The organism is Metabacillus lacus, assembly GCF_009674805.1.
In the GTDB taxonomy this organism is placed as follows: Bacteria; Bacillota; Bacilli; order Bacillales; family Bacillaceae; genus Metabacillus_C; species Metabacillus_C lacus.
The window spans coordinates 1-20,169 of the sequence record NZ_WKKI01000017.1; the positions used below are offsets into that span (position 1 = coordinate 1).

Annotated in this window: 24 protein-coding genes and 1 riboswitch; of the genes, 2 read left to right on the forward strand and 22 right to left on the reverse strand. The window is 44.8% G+C overall.

Translation table 11 applies throughout. The annotated features are described in order from the left end of the window. Positions 1-1,045: 1,045 nt before the first annotated feature. Positions 1,046-1,219 (reverse strand): hypothetical protein, encoded by a 174-nt coding sequence (locus GJU40_RS10210; protein WP_154307660.1) that lies wholly within the window; start codon positions 1,217-1,219, stop codon positions 1,046-1,048. Positions 1,220-1,302: 83 nt separating this feature from the next. Between GJU40_RS10210 and pdaB the strand changes: the two genes are divergently transcribed. Beyond that, complete coding sequence (pdaB, locus tag GJU40_RS10215) at positions 1,303-2,064, forward strand: polysaccharide deacetylase family sporulation protein PdaB (RefSeq protein ID WP_343031504.1); 762 nt, start codon at positions 1,303-1,305, stop codon at positions 2,062-2,064. A gap of 95 nt (positions 2,065-2,159) precedes the next feature. Here pdaB and GJU40_RS10220 read toward each other — a convergent pair whose 3' ends face one another. After that, entirely contained in the window at positions 2,160-2,762 is a 603-nt protein-coding gene (locus GJU40_RS10220) for a KinB-signaling pathway activation protein (RefSeq protein ID WP_154307662.1), read from the reverse strand. Between the two features lie 145 nt (positions 2,763-2,907). Here GJU40_RS10220 and gerD point away from each other — a divergent pair, with 145 nt between their 5' ends. Further along, entirely contained in the window at positions 2,908-3,525 is a 618-nt protein-coding gene (gerD, locus tag GJU40_RS10225; protein ID WP_154307663.1) for a spore germination lipoprotein GerD, read from the forward strand. Positions 3,526-3,592: 67 nt separating this feature from the next. Here gerD and GJU40_RS10230 read toward each other — a convergent pair whose 3' ends face one another. From GJU40_RS10230 to GJU40_RS10325, 20 genes are all read right to left on the reverse strand, one after another. Next, positions 3,593-4,648 carry an Mrp/NBP35 family ATP-binding protein gene (locus GJU40_RS10230; protein WP_425481217.1) on the reverse strand — a complete coding sequence of 352 codons (1,056 nt, stop codon included), beginning with the start codon at positions 4,646-4,648 and terminating at the stop codon, positions 3,593-3,595. 212 nt (positions 4,649-4,860) lie between these two features. Next, positions 4,861-5,574, reverse strand: a complete 714-nt coding sequence (gene cwlD, locus GJU40_RS10235) for an N-acetylmuramoyl-L-alanine amidase CwlD (RefSeq protein ID WP_154307665.1) — start codon at positions 5,572-5,574, stop codon at positions 4,861-4,863. Between the two features lie 59 nt (positions 5,575-5,633). After that, positions 5,634-6,077, reverse strand: coding sequence for a DUF2521 family protein (locus tag GJU40_RS10240; RefSeq protein WP_154307666.1), 444 nt, complete (start codon positions 6,075-6,077; stop codon positions 5,634-5,636). Positions 6,078-6,162: 85 nt separating this feature from the next. After that, complete coding sequence (locus GJU40_RS10245) at positions 6,163-6,882, reverse strand: ATP-binding protein (protein WP_154307667.1); 720 nt, start codon at positions 6,880-6,882, stop codon at positions 6,163-6,165. After that, entirely contained in the window at positions 6,848-7,321 is a 474-nt protein-coding gene (locus tag GJU40_RS10250; RefSeq protein ID WP_154307668.1) for a bifunctional adenosylcobinamide kinase/adenosylcobinamide-phosphate guanylyltransferase, read from the reverse strand. The genes GJU40_RS10245 and GJU40_RS10250 overlap by 35 nt, the downstream gene beginning before the upstream one ends. Next, positions 7,255-7,884, reverse strand: a complete 630-nt coding sequence (locus tag GJU40_RS10255) for a histidine phosphatase family protein (protein ID WP_343031505.1) — start codon at positions 7,882-7,884, stop codon at positions 7,255-7,257. Before GJU40_RS10255 ends, GJU40_RS10250 begins: the two co-directional genes overlap by 67 nt. After that, the gene (cobS, locus tag GJU40_RS10260) at positions 7,842-8,627 is read right to left on the reverse strand and encodes an adenosylcobinamide-GDP ribazoletransferase (protein ID WP_343031506.1); all 786 of its coding nucleotides are present in this window, start codon (positions 8,625-8,627) and stop codon (positions 7,842-7,844) included. Before cobS ends, GJU40_RS10255 begins: the two co-directional genes overlap by 43 nt. Before the next feature lie 13 nt (positions 8,628-8,640). After that, a complete protein-coding gene (locus tag GJU40_RS10265) occupies positions 8,641-9,240 on the reverse strand; it encodes a bifunctional adenosylcobinamide kinase/adenosylcobinamide-phosphate guanylyltransferase (protein ID WP_154307669.1) in 600 nt (199 codons plus the stop codon). Further along, the gene (gene cobD / locus GJU40_RS10270) at positions 9,219-10,298 is read right to left on the reverse strand and encodes a threonine-phosphate decarboxylase CobD (protein WP_154307670.1); all 1,080 of its coding nucleotides are present in this window, start codon (positions 10,296-10,298) and stop codon (positions 9,219-9,221) included. The genes GJU40_RS10265 and cobD overlap by 22 nt, the downstream gene beginning before the upstream one ends. Continuing rightward, positions 10,273-11,238, reverse strand: coding sequence for an adenosylcobinamide-phosphate synthase CbiB (gene cbiB / locus GJU40_RS10275; protein ID WP_154307671.1), 966 nt, complete (start codon positions 11,236-11,238; stop codon positions 10,273-10,275). The genes cobD and cbiB overlap by 26 nt, the downstream gene beginning before the upstream one ends. Further along, positions 11,232-12,695 carry a heme ABC transporter ATP-binding protein gene (locus GJU40_RS10280; RefSeq protein WP_154307672.1) on the reverse strand — a complete coding sequence of 488 codons (1,464 nt, stop codon included), beginning with the start codon at positions 12,693-12,695 and terminating at the stop codon, positions 11,232-11,234. The genes cbiB and GJU40_RS10280 overlap by 7 nt, the downstream gene beginning before the upstream one ends. Before the next feature lie 3 nt (positions 12,696-12,698). Beyond that, a complete protein-coding gene (locus tag GJU40_RS10285; RefSeq protein WP_154307673.1) occupies positions 12,699-13,748 on the reverse strand; it encodes a FecCD family ABC transporter permease in 1,050 nt (349 codons plus the stop codon). A gap of 115 nt (positions 13,749-13,863) precedes the next feature. Next, positions 13,864-14,056, reverse strand: a riboswitch (cobalamin riboswitch). A gap of 202 nt (positions 14,057-14,258) precedes the next feature. Further along, positions 14,259-14,651 carry a 30S ribosomal protein S9 gene (gene rpsI / locus GJU40_RS10290; protein WP_154307674.1) on the reverse strand — a complete coding sequence of 131 codons (393 nt, stop codon included), beginning with the start codon at positions 14,649-14,651 and terminating at the stop codon, positions 14,259-14,261. Between the two features lie 21 nt (positions 14,652-14,672). Next, complete coding sequence (gene rplM, locus GJU40_RS10295) at positions 14,673-15,110, reverse strand: 50S ribosomal protein L13 (RefSeq protein WP_154307675.1); 438 nt, start codon at positions 15,108-15,110, stop codon at positions 14,673-14,675. Positions 15,111-15,270: 160 nt separating this feature from the next. Next, positions 15,271-16,011, reverse strand: a complete 741-nt coding sequence (gene truA, locus GJU40_RS10300; RefSeq protein ID WP_343031507.1) for a tRNA pseudouridine(38-40) synthase TruA — start codon at positions 16,009-16,011, stop codon at positions 15,271-15,273. A gap of 11 nt (positions 16,012-16,022) precedes the next feature. Beyond that, positions 16,023-16,820: an energy-coupling factor transporter transmembrane component T family protein gene (locus tag GJU40_RS10305; protein WP_154307676.1), complete on the reverse strand. Its 798-nt coding sequence runs from the start codon at positions 16,818-16,820 to the stop codon at positions 16,023-16,025. Next, positions 16,810-17,685 carry an energy-coupling factor ABC transporter ATP-binding protein gene (locus GJU40_RS10310; protein WP_154307677.1) on the reverse strand — a complete coding sequence of 292 codons (876 nt, stop codon included), beginning with the start codon at positions 17,683-17,685 and terminating at the stop codon, positions 16,810-16,812. The genes GJU40_RS10305 and GJU40_RS10310 overlap by 11 nt, the downstream gene beginning before the upstream one ends. Continuing rightward, on the reverse strand, positions 17,661-18,488 hold the full coding sequence (locus tag GJU40_RS10315; RefSeq protein WP_154307736.1) for an energy-coupling factor ABC transporter ATP-binding protein: 828 nt from the start codon (positions 18,486-18,488) through the stop codon (positions 17,661-17,663). Before GJU40_RS10315 ends, GJU40_RS10310 begins: the two co-directional genes overlap by 25 nt. 144 nt (positions 18,489-18,632) lie before the next feature. Beyond that, complete coding sequence (gene rplQ / locus GJU40_RS10320) at positions 18,633-18,995, reverse strand: 50S ribosomal protein L17 (protein WP_154307678.1); 363 nt, start codon at positions 18,993-18,995, stop codon at positions 18,633-18,635. A gap of 82 nt (positions 18,996-19,077) precedes the next feature. After that, positions 19,078-20,022 carry a DNA-directed RNA polymerase subunit alpha gene (locus GJU40_RS10325; RefSeq protein ID WP_154307679.1) on the reverse strand — a complete coding sequence of 315 codons (945 nt, stop codon included), beginning with the start codon at positions 20,020-20,022 and terminating at the stop codon, positions 19,078-19,080. Between the last annotated feature and the right edge of the window lie 147 nt (positions 20,023-20,169).

Below are 20,169 nucleotides of genomic sequence, written 5' to 3' on the forward strand. Positions count from 1 at the left end.
TAGGCACGCCGCCAGCGTTCGTCCTGAGCCAGGATCAAACTCTCCAATAAGATTGTTTGACTTGCTCATAGTAAAAATTTAAAACTAGATTTAACGTTGACGTTCTGCTTTGTTTAGTTTTCAAAGATCATCTTCCGCTCAATCAGCGGCTTAAATAATATATCACATCTTCTTAAGATGGTCAACAACTTTTTTGTTTTTTTATTTCACTTTCAAATCCGCCTTTATTTAGCGAACGTTTATTAATATACCATCGTTAGTGGTGACCGTCAATATGTTTTTTCATTTTCTTTAAATTAAGCCATGTTGCAGAATCACCTGATTTTCCATAGTGAATGAAGGACCTCTCAAAAGGTTTGTTGTTGTCCATCTGTACGAGCCCCAATCAATATACGAGGTAATTTCATGATGCCAATTACATATAAGAAACACCTTCAATATGTCAGCCCTTCAGTTTCTTCACTGTTTTCAGCAACGTAACCAATGAAAAGAGGAATACAATAACTCGTTTACAGTTTAACCTGCTATTAACGCTTTATAGGAATCCGTTATATATTCTAGTTCCACAAGACGTCTATCCATCCTAACAAAGAAAGAATAAGCGTAAAAATTCCGGTTAAATACAAAATAGGCCGTTTTTTAGAGAATATAAGGGAATAAATTCCGCTTAAGCTGCTGAAAATACTGCATTACAAGGTTTTTTAGGTGCATAGACGGAAACCCTCCGTTTATTTCACTCCTTTTTCGTTGTTTTTTCTAAATAGGCGGAGTTCCTCCGTTTATATATGTATAGCGGCCTTCACAAGGTGCCACTCCACCCCTTCAAAAAGCTATTTATTTATGCAGAATACTTGTAAAACTTATGGACTTGACTCATAAAGAGAAATTTTACCGTCTATATAGAATGGTTAAAGCACTTGCTCGATTCCTCAATCACGTTCTATGTTATACCCTCCGGCTGTATTGCTGATTGTTTGAACGGCAAAGAATACAAGCGAAACAAATGTCCTCCTCATTATTTATCAACAGATTATTAACACAGCCTTTAATAAAACGTTTGTTTAATTTTTGAAAGAACCTCTCTTCTCTCAGTCAATGCCCTTAAGATCAAAGGTGACCGATGTTTTTCTGACATCAGCTTTTCAACTTCATTCAATTCCTTTTGAGCCAGCAGGCTGATTTCCCTTATCGATTTTTCATCAATCAAAAATCCTCTCATTATATTTTGTCCTCCTATTCATTTTCTAATTTGAACAAGCATACACATAACCATAAATATTAAGAGCCGGGAGGATGAACAGCGTGAATAATTTTTATGTATTTCATATAAAGAAGCTGAAGCAATTTATTGTCGTTGTGCTTGCTGCATTTGTGACAGCCGGCATTCTTTACCTTGAAAACACCATTCAGTACCCTGTGTTTTCAACAGCTGAAGGACCAAAGGCCATTTATAAGGGAGAAAATAAGGGAAATAAAGTTGCGTTAACCTTTAACATCAGCTGGGGAGACACTAAGGCAGTTCCTATTCTTGACGAGCTGAAAGAGAATGCATTAACCAATGCCACCTTTTTTGTTTCCGGAGCATGGGCGGAGCGCCACCCTGATGTTGTCAAACGCATCGTGAAAGACGGCCATCAGTTAGGAAGTATGGGATACTCCTATAAAAACTATACTTCCATTGAACCTGAAGAGCTGAAAAAGGATTTGATGCTGACAAGAGAAGTCTTTAAGAAGCTGGAGATAAAGGATGTACACTTGCTGAGGCCTCCTACAGGAAACTTTAATAAAGAGGTGCTGGAAATAGCGAGCTCTTATGGCTTTACTGTTGTCCACTACAGTATAGACACAGATGACTGGACCAACCCCGGCGTAAAAGAAATCGTCAAGCAGGTAAGCAAAACGCGAGCAGGCGACATCGTACTCCTGCATGCCTCAGATTCTGCCAAGCAAACAGCAAAGGCCCTGCCCCAGATTGCCTCTACACTTAAAAAGAAAAATTTGAGCAATGTGACTGTCGAGGAATTGATTGCCAACGTTAATGCACAAACTTCCGAGATAAACTAAAAAGGAGCCATCTGAGCTCCTTTCAGTCGTTTATATAAAAAGCTGACTTCTTATGAAGAAATCGGTAACCGCTGCAGCTGCTTCCTCATCCCAGCTCATTGTTTTTGCTTCGTAAACCTCGGAAGCATCAAGAGCTGATAGGCATTGCAGGCCAGCAGCGGAAAGAGCATTAAATACAGCCAGCTCTGTTCATTAATCCGCAGTACTGGAAACCATTCCACTGTTGTGACAACGACCATAAAAAACAACGCAGGCACAAAAGCTTCCCTGCTGGTAAATTTTTGTTTGAGATAAGCCGTTAACAGGCCTACACCAAGAAGAAACAGTCCAAGGAATATGTATGAAGCAATTGATTCATTATCATCCGCAAACAGCTGAAATCTAAAATAAATAAGATCAAAAATAACAAATGCGACAAGCAGGAGCTGTACGGCGTTCCATAATGAGGCAGATCGGAATATTCCCAGTCCAAAACGGTGAATCGTTAAATATGCGAAAAAACCCATTTGGCTGATAATACTGAAAATCAAGCCAATACCAATAAACCAAAACAGAACAGATACTATTTCCCCAATTTCAAATGAAAGGAATAAATGCTGATATTCACCCCACTTAACCGCAAAACCCACAATACCGGCCGTAACAGCTCCGACCAGCAGGGTCGAAAGAAAAAATCTAACCCAGTTTCTACTTTTCAAGACAGTTTCCCCCATAAGTTGATATCTTTTTGATTTTACCAATCCTTCATAAAAATTGCTATAAAGAGTAAATGTTTTCAGGATAAAAAGACATGAAAACATTCATATTAAAGGTAGGCAAGCTATTTGAAAGGAGCTCATTTTCATGCTAAAAAAAGCCCTGCTCCTCTTTCTACTTTCCAGCACATGTCTTGCTGCCTGTGCTCCCAGAGAAGAATCGGGGAGGCAAATGGATTATGACGAAACAAAAAAAATGATTGTTGATATTTTAAAGTCCGATGAAGGAAAAAATGCATTAAAAGATATTATGCAGGATGAAGAAATTAAGCAAAGTCTTGTATTGGATCAAAAAACAGTTACTGACACAATCAATACAACCCTCACGTCTCCAAAAGGAGTGGAGTTTTGGCAGAAAACCTTTGATGATCCAAAGTTTTCTGAAGGATTTGCAAAAACCCTTGAAAGCGAACATGAAGCTGTGATTAAAGACTTGATGAAGGACCCTGAATATCAGGCTATGCTGATGGACGTTCTGAAGAATCCTGAAATGGAAGAAGAAATGATTACTGTACTGCAAAGCCAAAAATTCCGCAAGCATCTTCAGCAGGTGGTAACGGACACACTGACAAGCCCACTCTTTAAAGTAAGGCTTGAAGAAACCCTTTTAAAAGCAGCCGAAGAAGCCGGCAAGGAAAAAGAAGGTGGCGGCGGAGATGAAGAAGGCGGCGGCGGAGGGCAAGGAAGCGGAAGCGAAGGCGGCTGACATTCCCTCCCCCGTTTCTTCCCTTGTTATACACAGCAAAACAAAAAGCGCATTTCTGCGCTTTTTATTATTTCTCGATTTCACCCAATACTTTTTGTGCAATTTCTTTATAAATTTTCCCTGTCGGGTGATCTTCTGCATACACCGACGGGGCGAAATCCTCTTCGTTCCAGTCAGGCTGCTGCAGCGGAATTTTACCAAGCAGAGGAACCCTTAGTTCCTCAGACAGCTTTTCTCCACCGCCTTTTCCAAATACATACTCCCGCTCTCCCGTTAATTTGCTTTCAAAGTATGCCATGTTTTCAATTACGCCTACCACTTCATGATCTGTCTGAAGCGCCATCGCTCCAGCTCTTGCTGCAACAAATGCTGCGGTAGGATGCGGTGTGGAAACGATGATTTCTTTACAGGCAGGAAGCATTGAGTGAACATCAAGCGCAACGTCTCCAGTGCCTGGCGGCAGATCAAGCAGAAGATAATCGAGATCTCCCCACTCTACTTCATGGAAGAAATTATTGAGCATTTTTCCGAGCATCGGCCCTCTCCATATAACAGGGGCATTATCTTCAACAAAGAAGCCCATAGAAATAACCTGAACACCGAAGCGGTTCACAGGAATGACCTGGTCCCCTCTTACCACAGGGCGCTTCGTAATCCCCATCATATCCGGAACGCTGAATCCGTAAATATCTGCATCTATCAAACCGACCTTTTTCCCAAGCCTGGCCAAAGCGATTGCCAAATTGACAGAAACAGTTGATTTCCCTACCCCGCCTTTACCACTGGCAATCGCAACAAATGTTGTTTTAGAATTTGGCGACAACAGACTAGCGCCGGCTTCCGGAGCAGCATCTTGATATTTTGCTATGACCTCGGCTGAAAGCTCCGTAAAACGAAGGCCGACAGATTCCGCACCCGCTTCTTTCAGCTTGGCTACAATTGCCTGCTGAAGCTGCAGCTGTTCACCTGTCCCCGTTTTGGAAATTCCAATCTTTACACTCACATGTTTCTTTTCTTCTTTTATGGAAACTTCTTCAACAGCGCCAATTTCCCCAAGTGTTTTATGTAGAAAAGGATCCGTTAATGAACCGATGATCTCGCGTACTTCCTGTTCTTGTATCACTATACTCACCCTTTGTATTCGTTTACACAAAATTATAGCATACTTGCTTTTTTTATATGGAGATTATGTTTTTCTATAACTGATGTGAAGGGGTGTGAGAAGAGATACTTCGGGTGATGACAGGCACTGTTCCCCTTCTCCACCGTGAAACAAGATGTGAAACAAGATTTTTCGGGTGGTGACAGGCACTGTTCCCCTTCTCCACCGTGACACTATTCAGGAGGATCCTCTTTGCTTGTATAGTATCTGAGCACACCTCTGTAGATGGATGCTGCCAGCTGATTCTGATACGCTTCATCTGCAAGCAGTTTATCTTCCTGTGGATTAGACAGGAAACCTACCTCCACAAGGGCACCCGGCTTTTCTGCGTATTTCATTAGGTATATGCCGTTTATTTGCTTTGCACGCCTGTCTGTATTATTTAAAACGGTTCTCAGTTCATCCTGGATAAACCGGGCCGCTCTCTTGTTTTCCTCAAACTTTCCGAAGTAAAATGTTTGAGCTCCGCTCCATTTGGGAGAAGGAATGGCATTCAGGTGAATGCTTAAGAACAGGTCGGCATTGGAGTCATTAATCATGTTTACCCGATTTCTCAAGTCCTCTTCTTTTCTTCTGCTGTATCCCTTTGTGCCGGGATCGGCGAGATCAGTATCTTTTTCCCTTGTCATGAGCACCAGCGCCCCCTGCTCCTGGAGGTAATCACGAAGCTTTAAGGAAATTGAAAGGGCAACCTCCTTCTCAAGCTTTGAGGCACCTGTTGCTCCTCCATCCGGGCCGCCATGCCCCGGGTCCAGATAGATGACTTTGCCGGTCAGCGGCAGATTCCATGCTTTCCAGGAGTCATCTTCGGTAAACTGATATTTTAAAATCATCATCAATAATATAAAGCCAGCGGTAAACCATACCCATCGCAGCTTCCTGTTCATCACTCATCCCCCTTGCTCGTCCCTAGATTATATGGGACAGGTAGGGCGATTATGATGAATTAGTTCAGCCTGAGCTTATATCTTTTTTCTCCCCTGAAAAATCCTTCTTTCCACCAGCTTGTAATAAAGAATTCGCAGGCAATAAAGATGGATTCATCAATAAACGGGTATTCTTTCGCTTTTCCCCAATAAAGGAGGTACTCGTATAAATCATCCACCAGATACTTTTCCTCCCGGCGGCATCTCAAACTTGCAGTTTCCATGGTTTCTCCAAAAAAACCAAAGCGGCTGTAGGAAGCTCCCAGAAGAAAAGACTCAATCGCAAAGTCCACGCAGCCTTCTTCTATTCTGGAAAGTTGAATGGATCCGCAGTGGGTCATTTCTCCAAAACAATGTTCAATGCTTCCCTGGATTTCTTTCAGAGACAGTTCTTTCAGCATGGTTTTTTCGTATTTCAGCTGCTTTTCCCGCCGCTTATCTTTTAACAAAAATGGTTTGTCCATTAAGCTGCCCCCTTTTCATTATCTTTTAACGAGGCAATTTATCTCATACAGAATTCAGCTTCCAAATAATGAAAAGGGCAGATTTTTATTTTACAGAAATTTTATAGAAGAGGGTCTTGGCCAAAGCCTTTAGCTTTTCTTCTGCTTCAGGAGGGTATACTGCGATAAAGCAGGTGGAAGGGCCTGATGACTTATGAAGATTCAAGTGACTTTCCAGCTTGTCTGAAGAAAAGCCGGCTTCAGGAAATAACGTGTTCAGCTCCTTTAAGATCCCTCTTGATCCGACAGGCAGGGTAACCACAGAATGTAACATGCTGATTTCCCGGAAGAGCTGTAAAGAAGCAATGTATTCACCCTCCTTCTTAACCTCCTCTCCAACCAGGGGCTTTCCGATTACCGCAATACCCATGCCCTTCGAAAAAACAGGGTTGCTGCACCTATCATGTTCCGTTTGGAGCTTTCCCAATACTGACATTCCGACTGCTGACTGCATTAGCTCAAAGTTGCTTTCCGTGCTGCCTGTCAGCTCAATTTCCCCAGCATCCAGTTCTGTTATGCCTTTTTCCACACCTGCTGCAAGATCAAGCCAGGCGTTATCTCCGCAGAAGTTGTGCAGTACTGCGGCAAATGGTTCTGCACCTGCTGCTATACATTCCATGACAGCCACTCGGAAGCAAAAATAGCCCACTGTTTCATAATCCGCTGAGACAACATCTCTGTTCTTCATGCCAACGCCCCCGCTGTTATCAGAGGCGATGACGATATACTCACTATCTCCTGCTGGTATCTTTATAACATCCCGCATCTCTTTTCACCTGCTTTACCTTCTGATTCAAACCATGCCAAATTACATCTACTTCGTCCGCTGATCCTGCCGCTTCCCTGAAAGTTCTTCCGGCAAGATCGCGCCAAGCCCTGTTTTCTGCCTCTACCGGAACAATTCCTTTTGTTATATCACTGCCAATCAGTACAGCACGGCGTCCAATTTCCTCCGCTTCCCACTTTACTAAGTTTTGAAAAAAGAGGACCATATTCTCGAGAATTTCCTCTTCTCTTTTTTCAATCAGCTGCTGTTTCAAAAGTGCTTCCAGCCCCTGCAGCACAATGATCTCCTCTCCCCAAGCTGTTGGAAAGCAATCATCTTTGTATGCCGAGATCCAGCGATGCTCCCTCTCTCTCAGCCGGTAGTGCTGCCTGACCCATTCGGATTTTCCGTTAAAAGCGCCTCCTGTAACAAAGTGCATAGCTCTCCCCTCCTAAGTGCCTCTCGGCTCCAGCCAAGCGTATATCCGCATGAATAATCTATTTTCCATTCCCAAAACTCTTTTTTAAACGGTGCGAGCACTGACAGCAAATGCCTGATCACGCCTCCATGCGTAACCACAGCAGCTGTATTGGAACCGGTGTTCAGTATAATTTCTGCGGCTGCTTTCCAGCCCTGCTCAACTCTGCCTGCAAATTCTTGATAAGTTTCCCCGGCTGGCGGCCTCAAACAAAAGGGGTCATCAAGCCATTTTTGATAATGATCAATCCCCGCTAAATCCTTATACGTTTTTCCCTCCCATTCTCCAAAGTTCATCTCTCTGAATTCACTGCAGAGGATAGGCGTGCTGGCAGGGAACATCAGCTCTGCCGTTTTTTTGCACCTTTGTAGATCACTTGAAAAGACCAGATCCTGCGCTGCAGGAAAGGGCTTTTGCCTGTCAGGAAAACATAGAGGAGAATCTGTCCAGCCCATGTACGCATGCTGTTTATTGGAAAGCGTCATAGCATGGCGTAATAATGTAACAGCCACAATATCATCCACAAAAACACCTCCGCTCCTTCTGTGCTTGCACCCAGCACATCACCGGTCATGCCCCCGAACCAGCTATTTGCTTTTTTCGCAGCTGTGAAGGCTGCAATTGCGGCCGCTGCAGCCAGGATGAGGCTTCCTGGAAGCAGGCCTGCAAAGAAGGATGCTGCCCATGCCGCAATCATGCAAATACTGTAGAAACCAAGAGTGCCAAGACCTGCTGCTTGTTTAAAAAGCGTGCCTAGCCCTTCCTTTCTGGCTGATTTAACTGTGACCAGCAGCAGCCCCATCAATGTTTTGCTGAAGTAAGGGATCAGCACTACTAAAAAATATGTACCAGAGTTCTGCAGAAGGAGAATTTCATATATGAAGAAAAAACGCAGGCTTAACAAAACAATGACAGATAGAACGCCAAATGCACCAGTTCTCGGATCTGACATAATATCCAGCCTTTTTTCCTTATCTCCATATGAAAAGTAAGCATCGCTCGCATCTATCCAGCCGTCCAGGTGTATACCTCCTGTAAAAATAATTCCGGCCAGCCAGAGAATCATGGCTGCAGTGAGTGTGGAAAAAGGAGTCCATTCACTCACCCCATACAGCAAGGCTGCATAAAGAAATCCCTGAGTCAGTCCCAGCAGGGGAAACATCTTGACAGCTTTATTCAAATGCCTACTGTCCATCGGCAGCTTCAGCGGAACAGGAACAGAAGTGAAAAATTGAAAAGCGATCAGCATACCTCGCAGCCATACCACTATGCTGCCGGCATCACATGCAGTCCAATTGCCATGCCTGCCTGCCTCCCTTCATCTTCATTGCAATCCCTGCCTCAACCAGGTATGCATCCCGCGCTTCTTTTACAATTTCCTGATGAAGCTCTCCCAGCAGTTTCATATAAGCATAGACGAGTGTTGAATTCTGTACCGTATCAAAGAAAACCTCATTGCTCACAAGAATCAGCGTGCTGCATTCCCGGCTTAGCATGACTGCAGCAGACAGGATAGAGTGTTTAATTTCCTCCAGCTGATCAGCATTCCATTCTTCTTTAGCACTGTGAAAAAGTTCATTGTTAACAAGCGTGGTTAAACAATCCAGCAGCACTACATCACTTCTGTCGAAGTTCCCTGACAACAGATGCAGAGAACGGTGCTGTTCCCACGTTTTCCAGCTTTGTCCGGAACGCATCCTGTCAGCCTGATGTTTTTGAATTCTGCTCTTCATCTCATCATCACTTGGTGTGCCGGGTGCGATATAATGCAGGCAGCCTCCATGCTTTGCGGCCTTCTGGATAGCAAGCTCTTCAGCAAACCTGCTTTTCCCGCTCCGAACGCCTCCGCTGATAAAAATTATTGTGTGGTGTTCATCCATTTTTCTACAGCCTCCATCAGGCGGTCATTTTCTGCTTCTGTGCGAATGGCAAATCTCAGCCATCGTCCTTCTATGCCCTTGAAATTCATCGAATGCCTGGGAATGATTCCGTGTTTCACCAGATATTCATAAAACTGAAACTGATCCTGCAAACCTGGAATTCTCAGCAAATAATAATTGGTACTGGAAGGAGAAACAAGAAGGTTCAGCGAGTGATAAAACTGAAACAGTCTTTCTCTCTCTCTGCTAACAGCCTTTTGGGTCTCCTGAACATGGCTTTCACAATCCAGGCACCACTCTCCCGCCTGCAGGGCAAGTGCGTTCACACTCCAATGGGGCTGAAGTTTGCTAAGAGAGCTGACCACCTCTTCATCAGCAAGAAGATATCCGAGGCGAAGCCCGGGGATTGCGTACATTTTTGTCAGTGATCTGATGATAATCAGCTGGGGAAATTCCTTTAAGAGCGGAACCAGTGATTCATATTCCTCCAGAAAGTCATAAAACGCTTCATCAATAATCAGCTTGCAATCATATTTTCTGCACTCCATAAGCAGCCTTACAATGTCTTTTCTGCCATAATAAACACCAGTAGGGTTGCTGGGATTGCACAGAAAAAGTGCATCTGAACGTTTTATCGAAAGAAGTATGTCTTCCTCTCCCCATCTCCAGCTCCCTTCCTCTGCCTGTACATAGGAAACAGCACAGTGATTCACTCTGCACGCTTCCTCATATTCTGTAAAAGAAGGCTGGACAATGGCAGCCTCCCTTCCAGCCAGCAGCCTTCCCAGTAATGAAATCAGCTCTGATCCTCCGTTGCCAATTAAAATACATCTTTCTGAGATTTCAAGAGCTTTTGACAGCTTTCTTTTTAAAGCTGCTCCATAAGGATCGGGATACTCTGTCACTAGTCCGGACAGTTCTCCCCACCGTTCTCTTATCACCGAAGGAGGTCCAAGCGGGTTTATATTTGCACTGTAATCCATTCTTTCTGTTGGCATAGGCAGATTCATAGCTTGATATACGTATTGCGGATTAGATCCATGAGCGGGCCATTTCAAAAAGCATTCCTCCCAGCCACATGATTATTAAAAAAAGAGGCACCGTTTTAGTCACAATTTTATTGGCTTCAGCGATATGTGTGACATTCAGCTCCAACAGCGGATCACCCATCCTTGCCCTGTTTGACGGTATCCCTTTATAGTAATTCAATCCTCCAAGCTGAATGCCAAGCAGAGCTGCCACGGCTGCTTCTCCCCAGCCGCTGTTCGGACTGGGATGTTTCTTGGCATCCCGCCTGACCACATTCCATGCTTTTTTCCTGCTGCCAGTTACAGGATTTGTTGAGAACACCATGCACAAAGCTGTCAGCCTGCTTGGTATCCAATTCACAACATCATCAAACACCGCCGATGCCCAGCCGAATTCTCTGTATTGCTCATTTTTATAGCCCACCATAGAGTCGCACGTATTTACAGCACGATAAATCAGGGCGAGCGGAGCACCTCCAATCAGCGCCCAGAACAGAGGTGCGGTAATGCCGTCGCTTGTATTCTCGGCAACTGTTTCAACAGCTCCCCTCACAATCTCCTGTTCTCCAAGTAATTCTGTGTCTCTGCCAACAATATAAGAAAGCTTAACCCTGGCCGCTGCAAAATCTTTTTCTACAAGCGGCTCATAAACGGAGAGAGCCGCTTCTTTTAATCCTTTTTGGGCAATGGCCGCTGAAATCAGCATTGCCTCCATGAAAATTCCTGCAGCAGGATGAAGGCTGTAGAAGGCCGCCACAAGCAGCAATGCGGCACCTCCTGATACGATCACCACCGCTGTTAACATGACAGTACCCTTTGCTCTTCTGTATTTTCCTTGGTTCAACTTCCTTTCAAGCTTATGTATAAGAGAACCGATCCACTTTACCGGATGCGGCCAATTGGGCGGATCTCCTGCTATTAAATCAATGAACACAGCGAGTGTTAAAGCTATCAGATGATATATCAGCATGTTTGCTGCCTTCTTTGGCTTTTCTCAATTGCTTTTCTCGTACATTGATAGACTCCTTTTCCAACACTTTTGCCAAGCGGCGTGATAGTTCCACCATATTCAAGCAGAGGCCCTGTCTGGGTAGCCGCTATGAGGATGCTGTCGGTTGATGTGCCTGATGCAGCTGTTCCGGTTATAGCATCTTTTATTCCTTCATCCTGCAGCGCCCTTGCTTTTGCTTCCGTTGCCGTCATGATGCATTGAATAAAAGCTTCATCAGTCAGTTCTCCATTTATGATGACCCATGTGTTAATCGTGCCCGGCATCATCAGCGGAGCATGCAGGCTGCTCATGGAGGCATCCACTGCATTTCCAGTTCCTGCAGTCACAGCTATGATGACGGAAAAATCTTTTTCTTTATATTCGCAGTATACTGCGTCCTCCGGAAAAACAGCTGTCATCATGCCAACCGTTTCAGCTGCCGGGAATCCCCTTCTCTCCAGATAGTCTGCCATCTCTGTCCGATGGCCGCTGCAGTCGTAATTCTTGTCCACATGCCTGTTCACAAAATATCTGTTCCAGCCGGCTCCTGCTCCTGTTACCCCGGAAGACATTGTTTTCAAGTAAACAGGTGACCGGTACACCACACAGCCGTGACTGATTTCCAAAAATGATGCATCGAGAACTGTCCGGACCTTTCTGGTATTCGGCAGCAGGACCATTTGCGGAACAGGCAGCTGAGGATGCTGCTGTTTACCAATGCTTGTTTGGTACACATCTCTAATACTTTTTTCTGCTAGAACTTCAGAAGGAGCACCGCTCTTGCTGATGCTTCCCTTGTTTAACAGAAGAAGCCGGTCACAATATAGAGCTGCAAGGTTCAGATCATGGAATATGGATAACACAGTCAAATCTCTTTCCTTTGTCAGCAATTTCAGCAGATCCAGCAGGTCTTTTTGAAACGCAAGATCCAAATGGTTTGTCGGTTCATCCAGCAAAAGAATCTCAGGCTCCTGGGCAAGTGCCTGTGCAAGGTATACCCTCTGCTGTTCTCCTCCTGATATTTCCACCATTTGCCGATGCTCCAGATGCTGTATCCCTGTTTGTCCCATTACTTCCCTCACAATATTTTCATCTTTCTCCGACCATGAATGCAGCAAGCCGCTTTGATGCGGATAGCGCCCAAGTGACACTGTTTCCCTGACTGTATACGAAAAGGACAGGGAGGAATGCTGAGGAAGAACAGCCATGCATCTGGCCCGCTCCCGTGAAGAATAATCATTGAGAGGCTTACCTTTTACAGAAATGGAGCCCTCATCTGCCGGATGAATTCCGCTGATCATTTTCAGCAGGGTGGTTTTGCCGCTTCCGTTGGGACCCAGTATGCCGAACAGCTCTCCTTTCTTTACGTGAAAGGATATGCCTGCAGCTGCAGGCTTTCCTGAATATGAACCAGTAACATCTTGAACATCCAGCATCCTTTATCCTCTTTTCTTCTTTTGTTTATTTACTAGTATGAGTGCAAATACCGGTGCGCCTATCAATGCAGTGATGACTCCGATAGGGAGCTCAGCCGGGGAAATGATCGTCCGGGCAAGAAGGTCGGCCAGAATGAGAAAACCTCCCCCTGTCATAGCTGAAAGCGGCAGAAGATGCAAATGATCCGGCCCCCAAAGCATTCTGCAGAAATGCGGAATGACCAGACCGACAAATCCAATGGTTCCTGAGACGGCCACCGCTGCACCTGTTAAAATGGAGCCTGCCAACAAAATCACAAGCTTTCTGCGCTGCACATTTACTCCAATGTGGTGCGCCCGCTCTTCTCCATAGCTCATCGCATTCAGCTCTCTTCTGTTGAAAAGGAGCAGCATCAATCCTATTAAAAAGAAAGGAAGGATAATCGCAACATACTCCCAGCCCCTCATCGAAACACTGCCGAGCAGCCAGCCAATAATCTGCCTGAGCTCCTCTCCAGTTAAAGCGATCATCAATGAGATGAGAGCTCCCATAAATGAACTGAAAATGATGCCCGTCAGGATGATTGTTTCCACTTTCAGGCTCTTGTCAATACTTCTGGCAAACAGCAGCACAATAAAAATGGTGAAGAACGCAAACAGGATACTGACAACCGGAAGTGTATACAACCCTAAGCCCGGCAGAGAAATGCCCAGAAATAAAATGGCAACAGCTCCGACAGATGCACCTGATGAAACACCAAGCGTGTAGGGATCAGCCAGCGGATTTCTTAACAAACCTTGAAATGCTGCCCCGGCAATTGCAAGAGATGCACCTACAAGGCCCGCAAGCAGCACTCTTGGAAGCCTGATATTCATCACAATATTAATATGCATGCTGTCTATGAAAGCAGGTGGTGTCAGCCCCAGTAACTCTGCTCCAAGAATACCCGCTATATCCATAGGCCCAACGGACACACTGCCAGCGGATATGCCTGCAAGTACAGCTGCAAGGAGAAAAAGTGCCGCTGCAAGGTAAGCAGCCCAATATGATTTTATCAACCAGCGTTTCGCCAACTCATCTACCCCTTTATAAACAAAAAACACCCCCACGAATGCATGGAGATGTTTGTGACGGCTCTATAACAAAAAAGAAATAGCCCTTCCAAACACCCCCTATCCTCGTAGGTTGAATGGTGTTAAGAAAAAGGCAGGTCTCCTGGCTCATGGTCATTGCTCTCGAAGCGCCTTCCCATACGGCAGACCGTACAGTGGCTATTGCTCTGAGCTTCCATTTACAGTGGCGGGACCGCGCTGGAATTACACCAGCTTCCCTTTTAAGCTTCCGTCTGTCCGGCGGAAGCACCCTCTTCTGTTTCTATGTATACTTCATATATCTTTGATTATACACCAACTATCAGGGACCGGGGTAGAAGAACTCATTTTGCTGCTTAGGTGACGGGTGATTCCCTTTGAAGTACAAGTGGAATAGGTGCAGCGTGGAAATCTTTAAAATAAGGTTCGTCCTTCTGAAAAATAATAAAAAAACCCTGTCCACAATAGTGGACAGGATCTTCCAAACGCATATTAACGTTTTGAGAACTGAGGTGCACGACGAGCGCCTTTAAGACCGTACTTCTTACGCTCTTTCATACGAGCGTCACGAGTCAATAGGCCAGCACGCTTAAGAGTGCCGCGGTATTCAGGATCTGCTTCAAGAAGCGCACGAGAGATACCATGACGGATTGCACCAGCTTGGCCGGCAAATCCGCCTCCGTTTACATTTACAAGCACATCGTAAGTGCCGGCAGTTTCCGTTAGGTTTAACGGCTGCTTTACATCTTCGATTAGTGCTTCAAATGGAATGTAATCATTAATGTCGCGATTGTTTACAACGATACGTCCTTCGCCTGGAACTAGGCGCACACGTGCTACTGAGCTCTTGCGACGGCCAGTACCGTAATATTGAACTTGTGCCAAATTAGTAACCTCCCTTTATAATTAACCGCGAAGTTCGTAAACTTCAGGTTGTTGTGCTTGATGTGGATGCTCTGCTCCGTTGTATACATGAAGCTTTTTGAACATTTGACGGCCTAGAGAACCTTTTGGAAGCATTCCGCGAATTGCTAGTTCAAGCATTTTCTCAGAATAGTTCGTACGCATTTCCAAAGCAGTTCTTGATTTCAATCCGCCTGGGAATTGGCTGTGACGGTAGTAGATTTTGTCAGTTAGTTTTTTACCAGTTAGTTCGATTTCACCTGCATTAACGATGATCACATGGTCACCAGTGTCTACATGTGGTGTGAAAGTTGGTTTATGTTTACCACGTAAGATAGATGCAACTTCGCTGGCAAGACGGCCTAGAGTTTTGCCAGAAGCATCTACTACGTACCATTTACGCTCGATTTCGTTAGCTTTCGCCATAAACGTTGTACGCATGAATTTCCCTCCTAGAATTTCAATCTGAAAATGAATTAGATTTATTTTATTTCAAAACACAAGATAAGACTTTCCGGGGCTTATTTGTGGGGTTGAAATACATACCATATGATATGTTATCCTGTATTTGACCTAATGTCAAGAAAATGTTACACCTGGTTTAGTTGTCATAAGACACTTTCCAAAGATACAAGCCATGTCCCGGTACGGTCCTGCCGCTCTCCGCTCTGTTTCTAGCCTCTAAAATCCGTGGAATATCTTCCGGAAAAATTTTTTTCCTGCCAACTTCCAGCAGCGTTCCTACCATTATACGAACCATATTATACAGAAATCCGCTGCCTGTTACATGAAAATAAAGCATACTTCCTTCTTCTACCAGCTGGAAGGAATAGATGGTCCTAATTCTATTCTCCACTGCCGTCTTGATAGAACAGAAGCTGGTAAAATCATGAGTTCCTTCCATAAGAGCGGCTGCTTTTCTCATAGAATCAATATCAAGCTGATAAGGATAGGAAAAAGCATATTTTCTGTTATAAACGTTACGTACAGGTGATAAAGAAACATGATATCGGTATTCCTTTTTTTTCACTTGGAACCTTGCATGAAAATCCTCAGGTGCAGGCTGTACGTTTAAAAGCGCTATGTCCTCGGGCAGCAGTGAATTTAGTGCAGCCGGCCATTTCTGGTTTGGAATGGCCAGGTTTGTTTCAAAATGAATCACCTGGCCGGCTGCATGTACTCCAGCATCAGTTCTTCCAGAGGCTATGATTTTTATTTCAGTACCCTTATGAAGTTTTCGCAGGGCTTTCTCTATTTCTCCCTGCACCGTTCTTCCATAGGGCTGTAGCTGAAAGCCGCTGAATTCCGAACCGTCATAGGAAATTGTACATTTCAGTTTCACTGTGATCCCCCCTAGCTTCGCAAAAACAGGAGCATGACGCCAAAACCGGCCAGGACTGCAATCAGGAGGGTATCATTCAGCCCCCACTTCAGCTGCCTCAGCTTTGTCCTGCCTTCCCCTCCCTGATATCCTCTTGCCTCCATGGCGGTGGCAAGCTCTTCCGCCCTCTTAAAGGCGCTGATAAAAAGTGGAACAAGAAGCGGAATAATGGCCTTTACCCGGTCTTTCACAGGTCCGCTGGCAAAGTCCACTCCCCTTGCCATCTGCGCTTTCATAATTTTATCTGTTTCTTCCATAAGCGTTGGAATGAATCTTAGACTGATGGACATCATGAGTGCAAGCTCATGTACCGGCAGCCTGACTTTCTTAAAAGGACCCAGAAGGCTCTCCATTCCATCAGTAACCTCAATCGGTGTTGTTGTCAGCGTCAGAATCGTCGTCATCATGATGAGGAACAGAAACCGCATAGAGATGAATATTCCCTGGCGCACTCCCTCCTCATGAATCCTCAGGAAACCCAAATCGAGCAGCAGAGGGCCGTCCTTTGTCACAAAGATGTGAAGCAGGAAGGTGAACATGACGATCCAGAGAATCGGTCTTAGCCCGTTCAGCAAAAAGACAGGCGGAAGCTTTGTCATGGAAACGACTGTAATGGTAAAAATGGCGAGAAGCAGGTATGTTAAGCTGTTGTTGGCGAAAAATACAATAAACACAAATAAAAAGATCATCATCAGCTTGGAGCGGGGGTCCAGGCGGTGTATCAGGGAGCTGCCCGGCACATACTTGCCAATAATCATGCTATTGAGCATCTTTGCCACCCCGCCCCAATAAGTTTTTGATCTGAGCAATGGACTCTTCCATTGTTAGTGGAATGGCACCGATTGACTGACCCAGCTTATCTTCCAGCTTTGATTTCAGCTTTATCGTTTCAGGAAGATCAAGTCCCATTTCCGCCAATGCCTGCGATTGCTTAAATATATCCCGCGGCGTACCTTCCATTTTAATGGTGCCGCCTTCCATTACAACAATCTGATCAGCATATCTGGCTGCATCCTCCATACTGTGTGTAACAAGTATCGTCGTCAGCCCCTGCTGTCTGTGAAGATCAGCAAACATTTCCATAATCTCATGCCGCCCGTGAGGATCCAGGCCCGCAGTAGGCTCGTCCAGCACAAGCACCTCAGGCTCCATCGCGAGCACCCCTGCTATTGCCGCTCTTCTCATCTGTCCGCCGCTGAGGTCAAAAGGAGACCTTGTGAGCAGCTCTTCTGAGAGACCGACCTTTGACAGTGCCTGCCGTGCTTTTTGCTTGGCTTCCTGTTCACTGACACCGAAATTGAGCGGCCCGAAAGCAATATCTTTTTCTACCGTTTCTTCAAACAGCTGATGTTCAGGAAACTGAAAAACGATAGCCACTTTTTTTCGAATACTTTTTAGATTCTTATATTTACGGCCTGCCTCTATTTCAGTGTCTCCAATCACGATTGACCCTTTTGTAGGCCTCAGGAGGGCGTTCAGATGCTGAAGGACGGTTGACTTGCCGGAACCGGTATGGCCGATGATGGCAAGGTAGGTGCCTTCCTTAATCGTCAGATTGATATTGTGCAGGGCAAGGCGTTCAAAGGGGGAACGAATTTGGTAGCGGTGCTCTAGTTCTTTGAGTGTAATGTCCATAGCTCGTTCACCAGTCCTTCTTGCGTTAAATGATCGTTTGATAAAGGAATACCGGCTTCCCTCAGCTGCCTGCTAAGCTTGTATGGAAATGGAAGATCAAGTCCAATTTCCACAAGCTTCTCATTCAGGGAAAACACTTGCTCCGGTGTTCCTTCTGCAAACTTTTTGCCCCGGTTCATCACAAACACCCTGTCTGCTCTTGCTGCTTCCTCAAGATCATGAGTAATGGAAACCACTGTGACGATACCCTTTTTGTTCAGTTCCTGTACTGTTTCAATGACTTCTTCACGCCCTAGGGGATCCAGCATGGAAGTGGCTTCATCTAAAATAATGATTTTAGGCTGGGCTGCAATGACACCCGCAATGGCTACACGCTGCTTTTGACCACCGGAAAGATGGTGCGGCTCTTGATCAAGAAACTTTTCCATTTTCACTTGCTGAATGGACCAATTTACCCGCCGTATCATCTCATCCCTGGGAACGCCATTGTTTTCTAAACCAAAAGCCACATCATCTCTGACTGTGGTGCCTACAAACTGGTTGTCCGGATTTTGAAATACCATACCAATTTGTTTGCGAATGTCCCAGACACTTTCTTCGGAAAGCGGAATTCCATTTACCTTAACCAGTCCCTCTTTAGGGAGAAGAAGGCCATTTAAAATTTTAGCGAGCGTTGACTTGCCTGAGCCGTTATGGCCCACAACTGCAAGCCATTCTCCTTCCCTGACAGTGAGACTGACACCTTGCAGAGCAGGTTCATCACTATTGTGGTATTGAAAGACTACATCTTCTATTCTGATCATATCGCTGCTCACCGCCCAGCCTCCTCAACTCATCCTGTATATCTCTCTCGGCTATTCTGCAGAAGGTATTCATCCCTATAAAAAAAGGGCATAGATCCAGTTTTGCAACTGTTCCGCCCTCGTAGTAGACAAATGTATTTATGATTAAACTAGCTCAATGATTACCATTGGTGCTCCGTCACCGCGACGAGGTCCAAGTTTCATGATACGAGTGTAACCACCTTGGCGCTCTTGGTAACGAGTAGCAACGTCACTGAATAGTTTTTGAAGCGCATCCTGCCCGCTCTCTTCATTAGCTACCTCATTACGGATGAATGCAGCAGCTTGACGACGAGCGTGAAGATCTCCGCGCTTACCTAGTGTAATCATTTTATCAACAAGAGAACGTAACTCTTTAGCACGAGCCTCAGTAGTTTCAATGCGTTCATTGATGATCAAATCTGTAGTTAAGTCACGTAGCATCGCTTTACGTTGAGCACTAGTACGACCTAATTTTCTGTATGACATGTATGTCCCCTCCTTTATGTTGAATCTTAACTGTATTTTTAAGAAGCACATGAAAAATACTAGTTATGGTTCCTAACTAGTTTCAGTCGTCTTTACGAAGACCTAACCCGAGCTCTTCAAGTTTTGCCTTAACTTCTTCAAGAGACTTGCGGCCTAAGTTACGAACTTTCATCATATCTTCTTCTGTTTTATTTGCCAGCTCATGAACTGTATTGATGCCGGCGCGCTTCAGGCAGTTATAAGAACGCACTGAAAGGTCCAGCTCTTCAATTGTCATTTCAAGAACTTTTTCTTTTTGGTCTTCTTCTTTCTCAACCATGATCTCAGCATTTTGGGCTTCATCTGTTAAGCCTACGAAAATATTAAGATGTTCAGTTAAGATTTTGGCACCAAGCGCAATCGCTTCTTTTGGACCATTGCTGCCATCTGTCCATACGTCAAATGTCAGTTTATCAAAGTTAGCGACTTGTCCTACCCTTGTCTTTTCGACTTGATAGGATACGCGAGATACAGGTGTATAAATTGAATCGATTGGAATCACACCAATAGGCTGATCCTCTCTTTTGTTTGCAACAGCTGGTGTATACCCGCGGCCGCGTCTGGCAGTCAGCCTCATGCGCAGAGTAGCATCCTTTGCAAGAGTAGCAATATGAAGTTCCGGATTCAGAATTTCAACATCGCTGTCGTGGGTTATATCAGCAGCTGTTACAACGCCTTCACCCTGTACATCAATCTCTAATGTTTTCTCTTCTTCTGAATAGATTTTTAGTGCAAGTTTCTTAATGTTCAAGATCATTGAGGTCACATCCTCAACGACACCTTCAATAGTAGAAAACTCATGCAGCACTCCATCTATCTGGATTGATGTTACAGCGGCACCAGGAAGTGAGGATAACAGGATACGACGTAAGGAGTTACCCAAAGTTGTACCATATCCACGCTCAAGTGGCTCGACGACGAACTTGCCGTACTTGGCATCGTCGCTGATTTCAACCGTTTCGATTTTTGGTTTTTCAATTTCGATCATCCAATAAAACCCTCCTTCAAAACGTCGAAACCCCGGCTAGACAATTGGTCTAACCGAAATTCCCCATAAAAAGTCCCGATTGTGCACAACAACAGAAGTATTTATCTGTGAAATGATAATAACTGTATCATAACCCATTATTGACAG

Bases quoted from the DNA above. Each gene is read 5' to 3' on its own strand.
- GJU40_RS10210 (WP_154307660.1), bottom strand. From the start codon at position 1,219: ATGAGAGGATTTTTGATTGATGAAAAATCGATAAGGGAAATCAGCCTG.
- gerD (WP_154307663.1), top strand. From the start codon at position 2,908: ATGCTAAAAAAAGCCCTGCTCCTCTTTCTACTTTCCAGCACATGTCTT.
- cwlD (WP_154307665.1), bottom strand. From the start codon at position 5,574: ATGAACAGGAAGCTGCGATGGGTATGGTTTACCGCTGGCTTTATATTA.
- GJU40_RS10240 (WP_154307666.1), bottom strand. From the start codon at position 6,077: ATGGACAAACCATTTTTGTTAAAAGATAAGCGGCGGGAAAAGCAGCTG.
- GJU40_RS10245 (WP_154307667.1), bottom strand. From the start codon at position 6,882: ATGCGGGATGTTATAAAGATACCAGCAGGAGATAGTGAGTATATCGTC.
- GJU40_RS10250 (WP_154307668.1), bottom strand. From the start codon at position 7,321: ATGCACTTTGTTACAGGAGGCGCTTTTAACGGAAAATCCGAATGGGTC.
- GJU40_RS10265 (WP_154307669.1), bottom strand. From the start codon at position 9,240: ATGGATGAACACCACACAATAATTTTTATCAGCGGAGGCGTTCGGAGC.
- cbiB (WP_154307671.1), bottom strand. From the start codon at position 11,238: ATGCTGATATATCATCTGATAGCTTTAACACTCGCTGTGTTCATTGAT.
- GJU40_RS10280 (WP_154307672.1), bottom strand. From the start codon at position 12,695: ATGCTGGATGTTCAAGATGTTACTGGTTCATATTCAGGAAAGCCTGCA.
- rplM (WP_154307675.1), bottom strand. From the start codon at position 15,110: ATGCGTACAACGTTTATGGCGAAAGCTAACGAAATCGAGCGTAAATGG.
- GJU40_RS10305 (WP_154307676.1), bottom strand. From the start codon at position 16,820: ATGCTCAATAGCATGATTATTGGCAAGTATGTGCCGGGCAGCTCCCTG.
- GJU40_RS10310 (WP_154307677.1), bottom strand. From the start codon at position 17,685: ATGGACATTACACTCAAAGAACTAGAGCACCGCTACCAAATTCGTTCC.
- GJU40_RS10315 (WP_154307736.1), bottom strand. From the start codon at position 18,488: ATGATCAGAATAGAAGATGTAGTCTTTCAATACCACAATAGTGATGAA.
- rplQ (WP_154307678.1), bottom strand. From the start codon at position 18,995: ATGTCATACAGAAAATTAGGTCGTACTAGTGCTCAACGTAAAGCGATG.
- GJU40_RS10325 (WP_154307679.1), bottom strand. From the start codon at position 20,022: ATGATCGAAATTGAAAAACCAAAAATCGAAACGGTTGAAATCAGCGAC.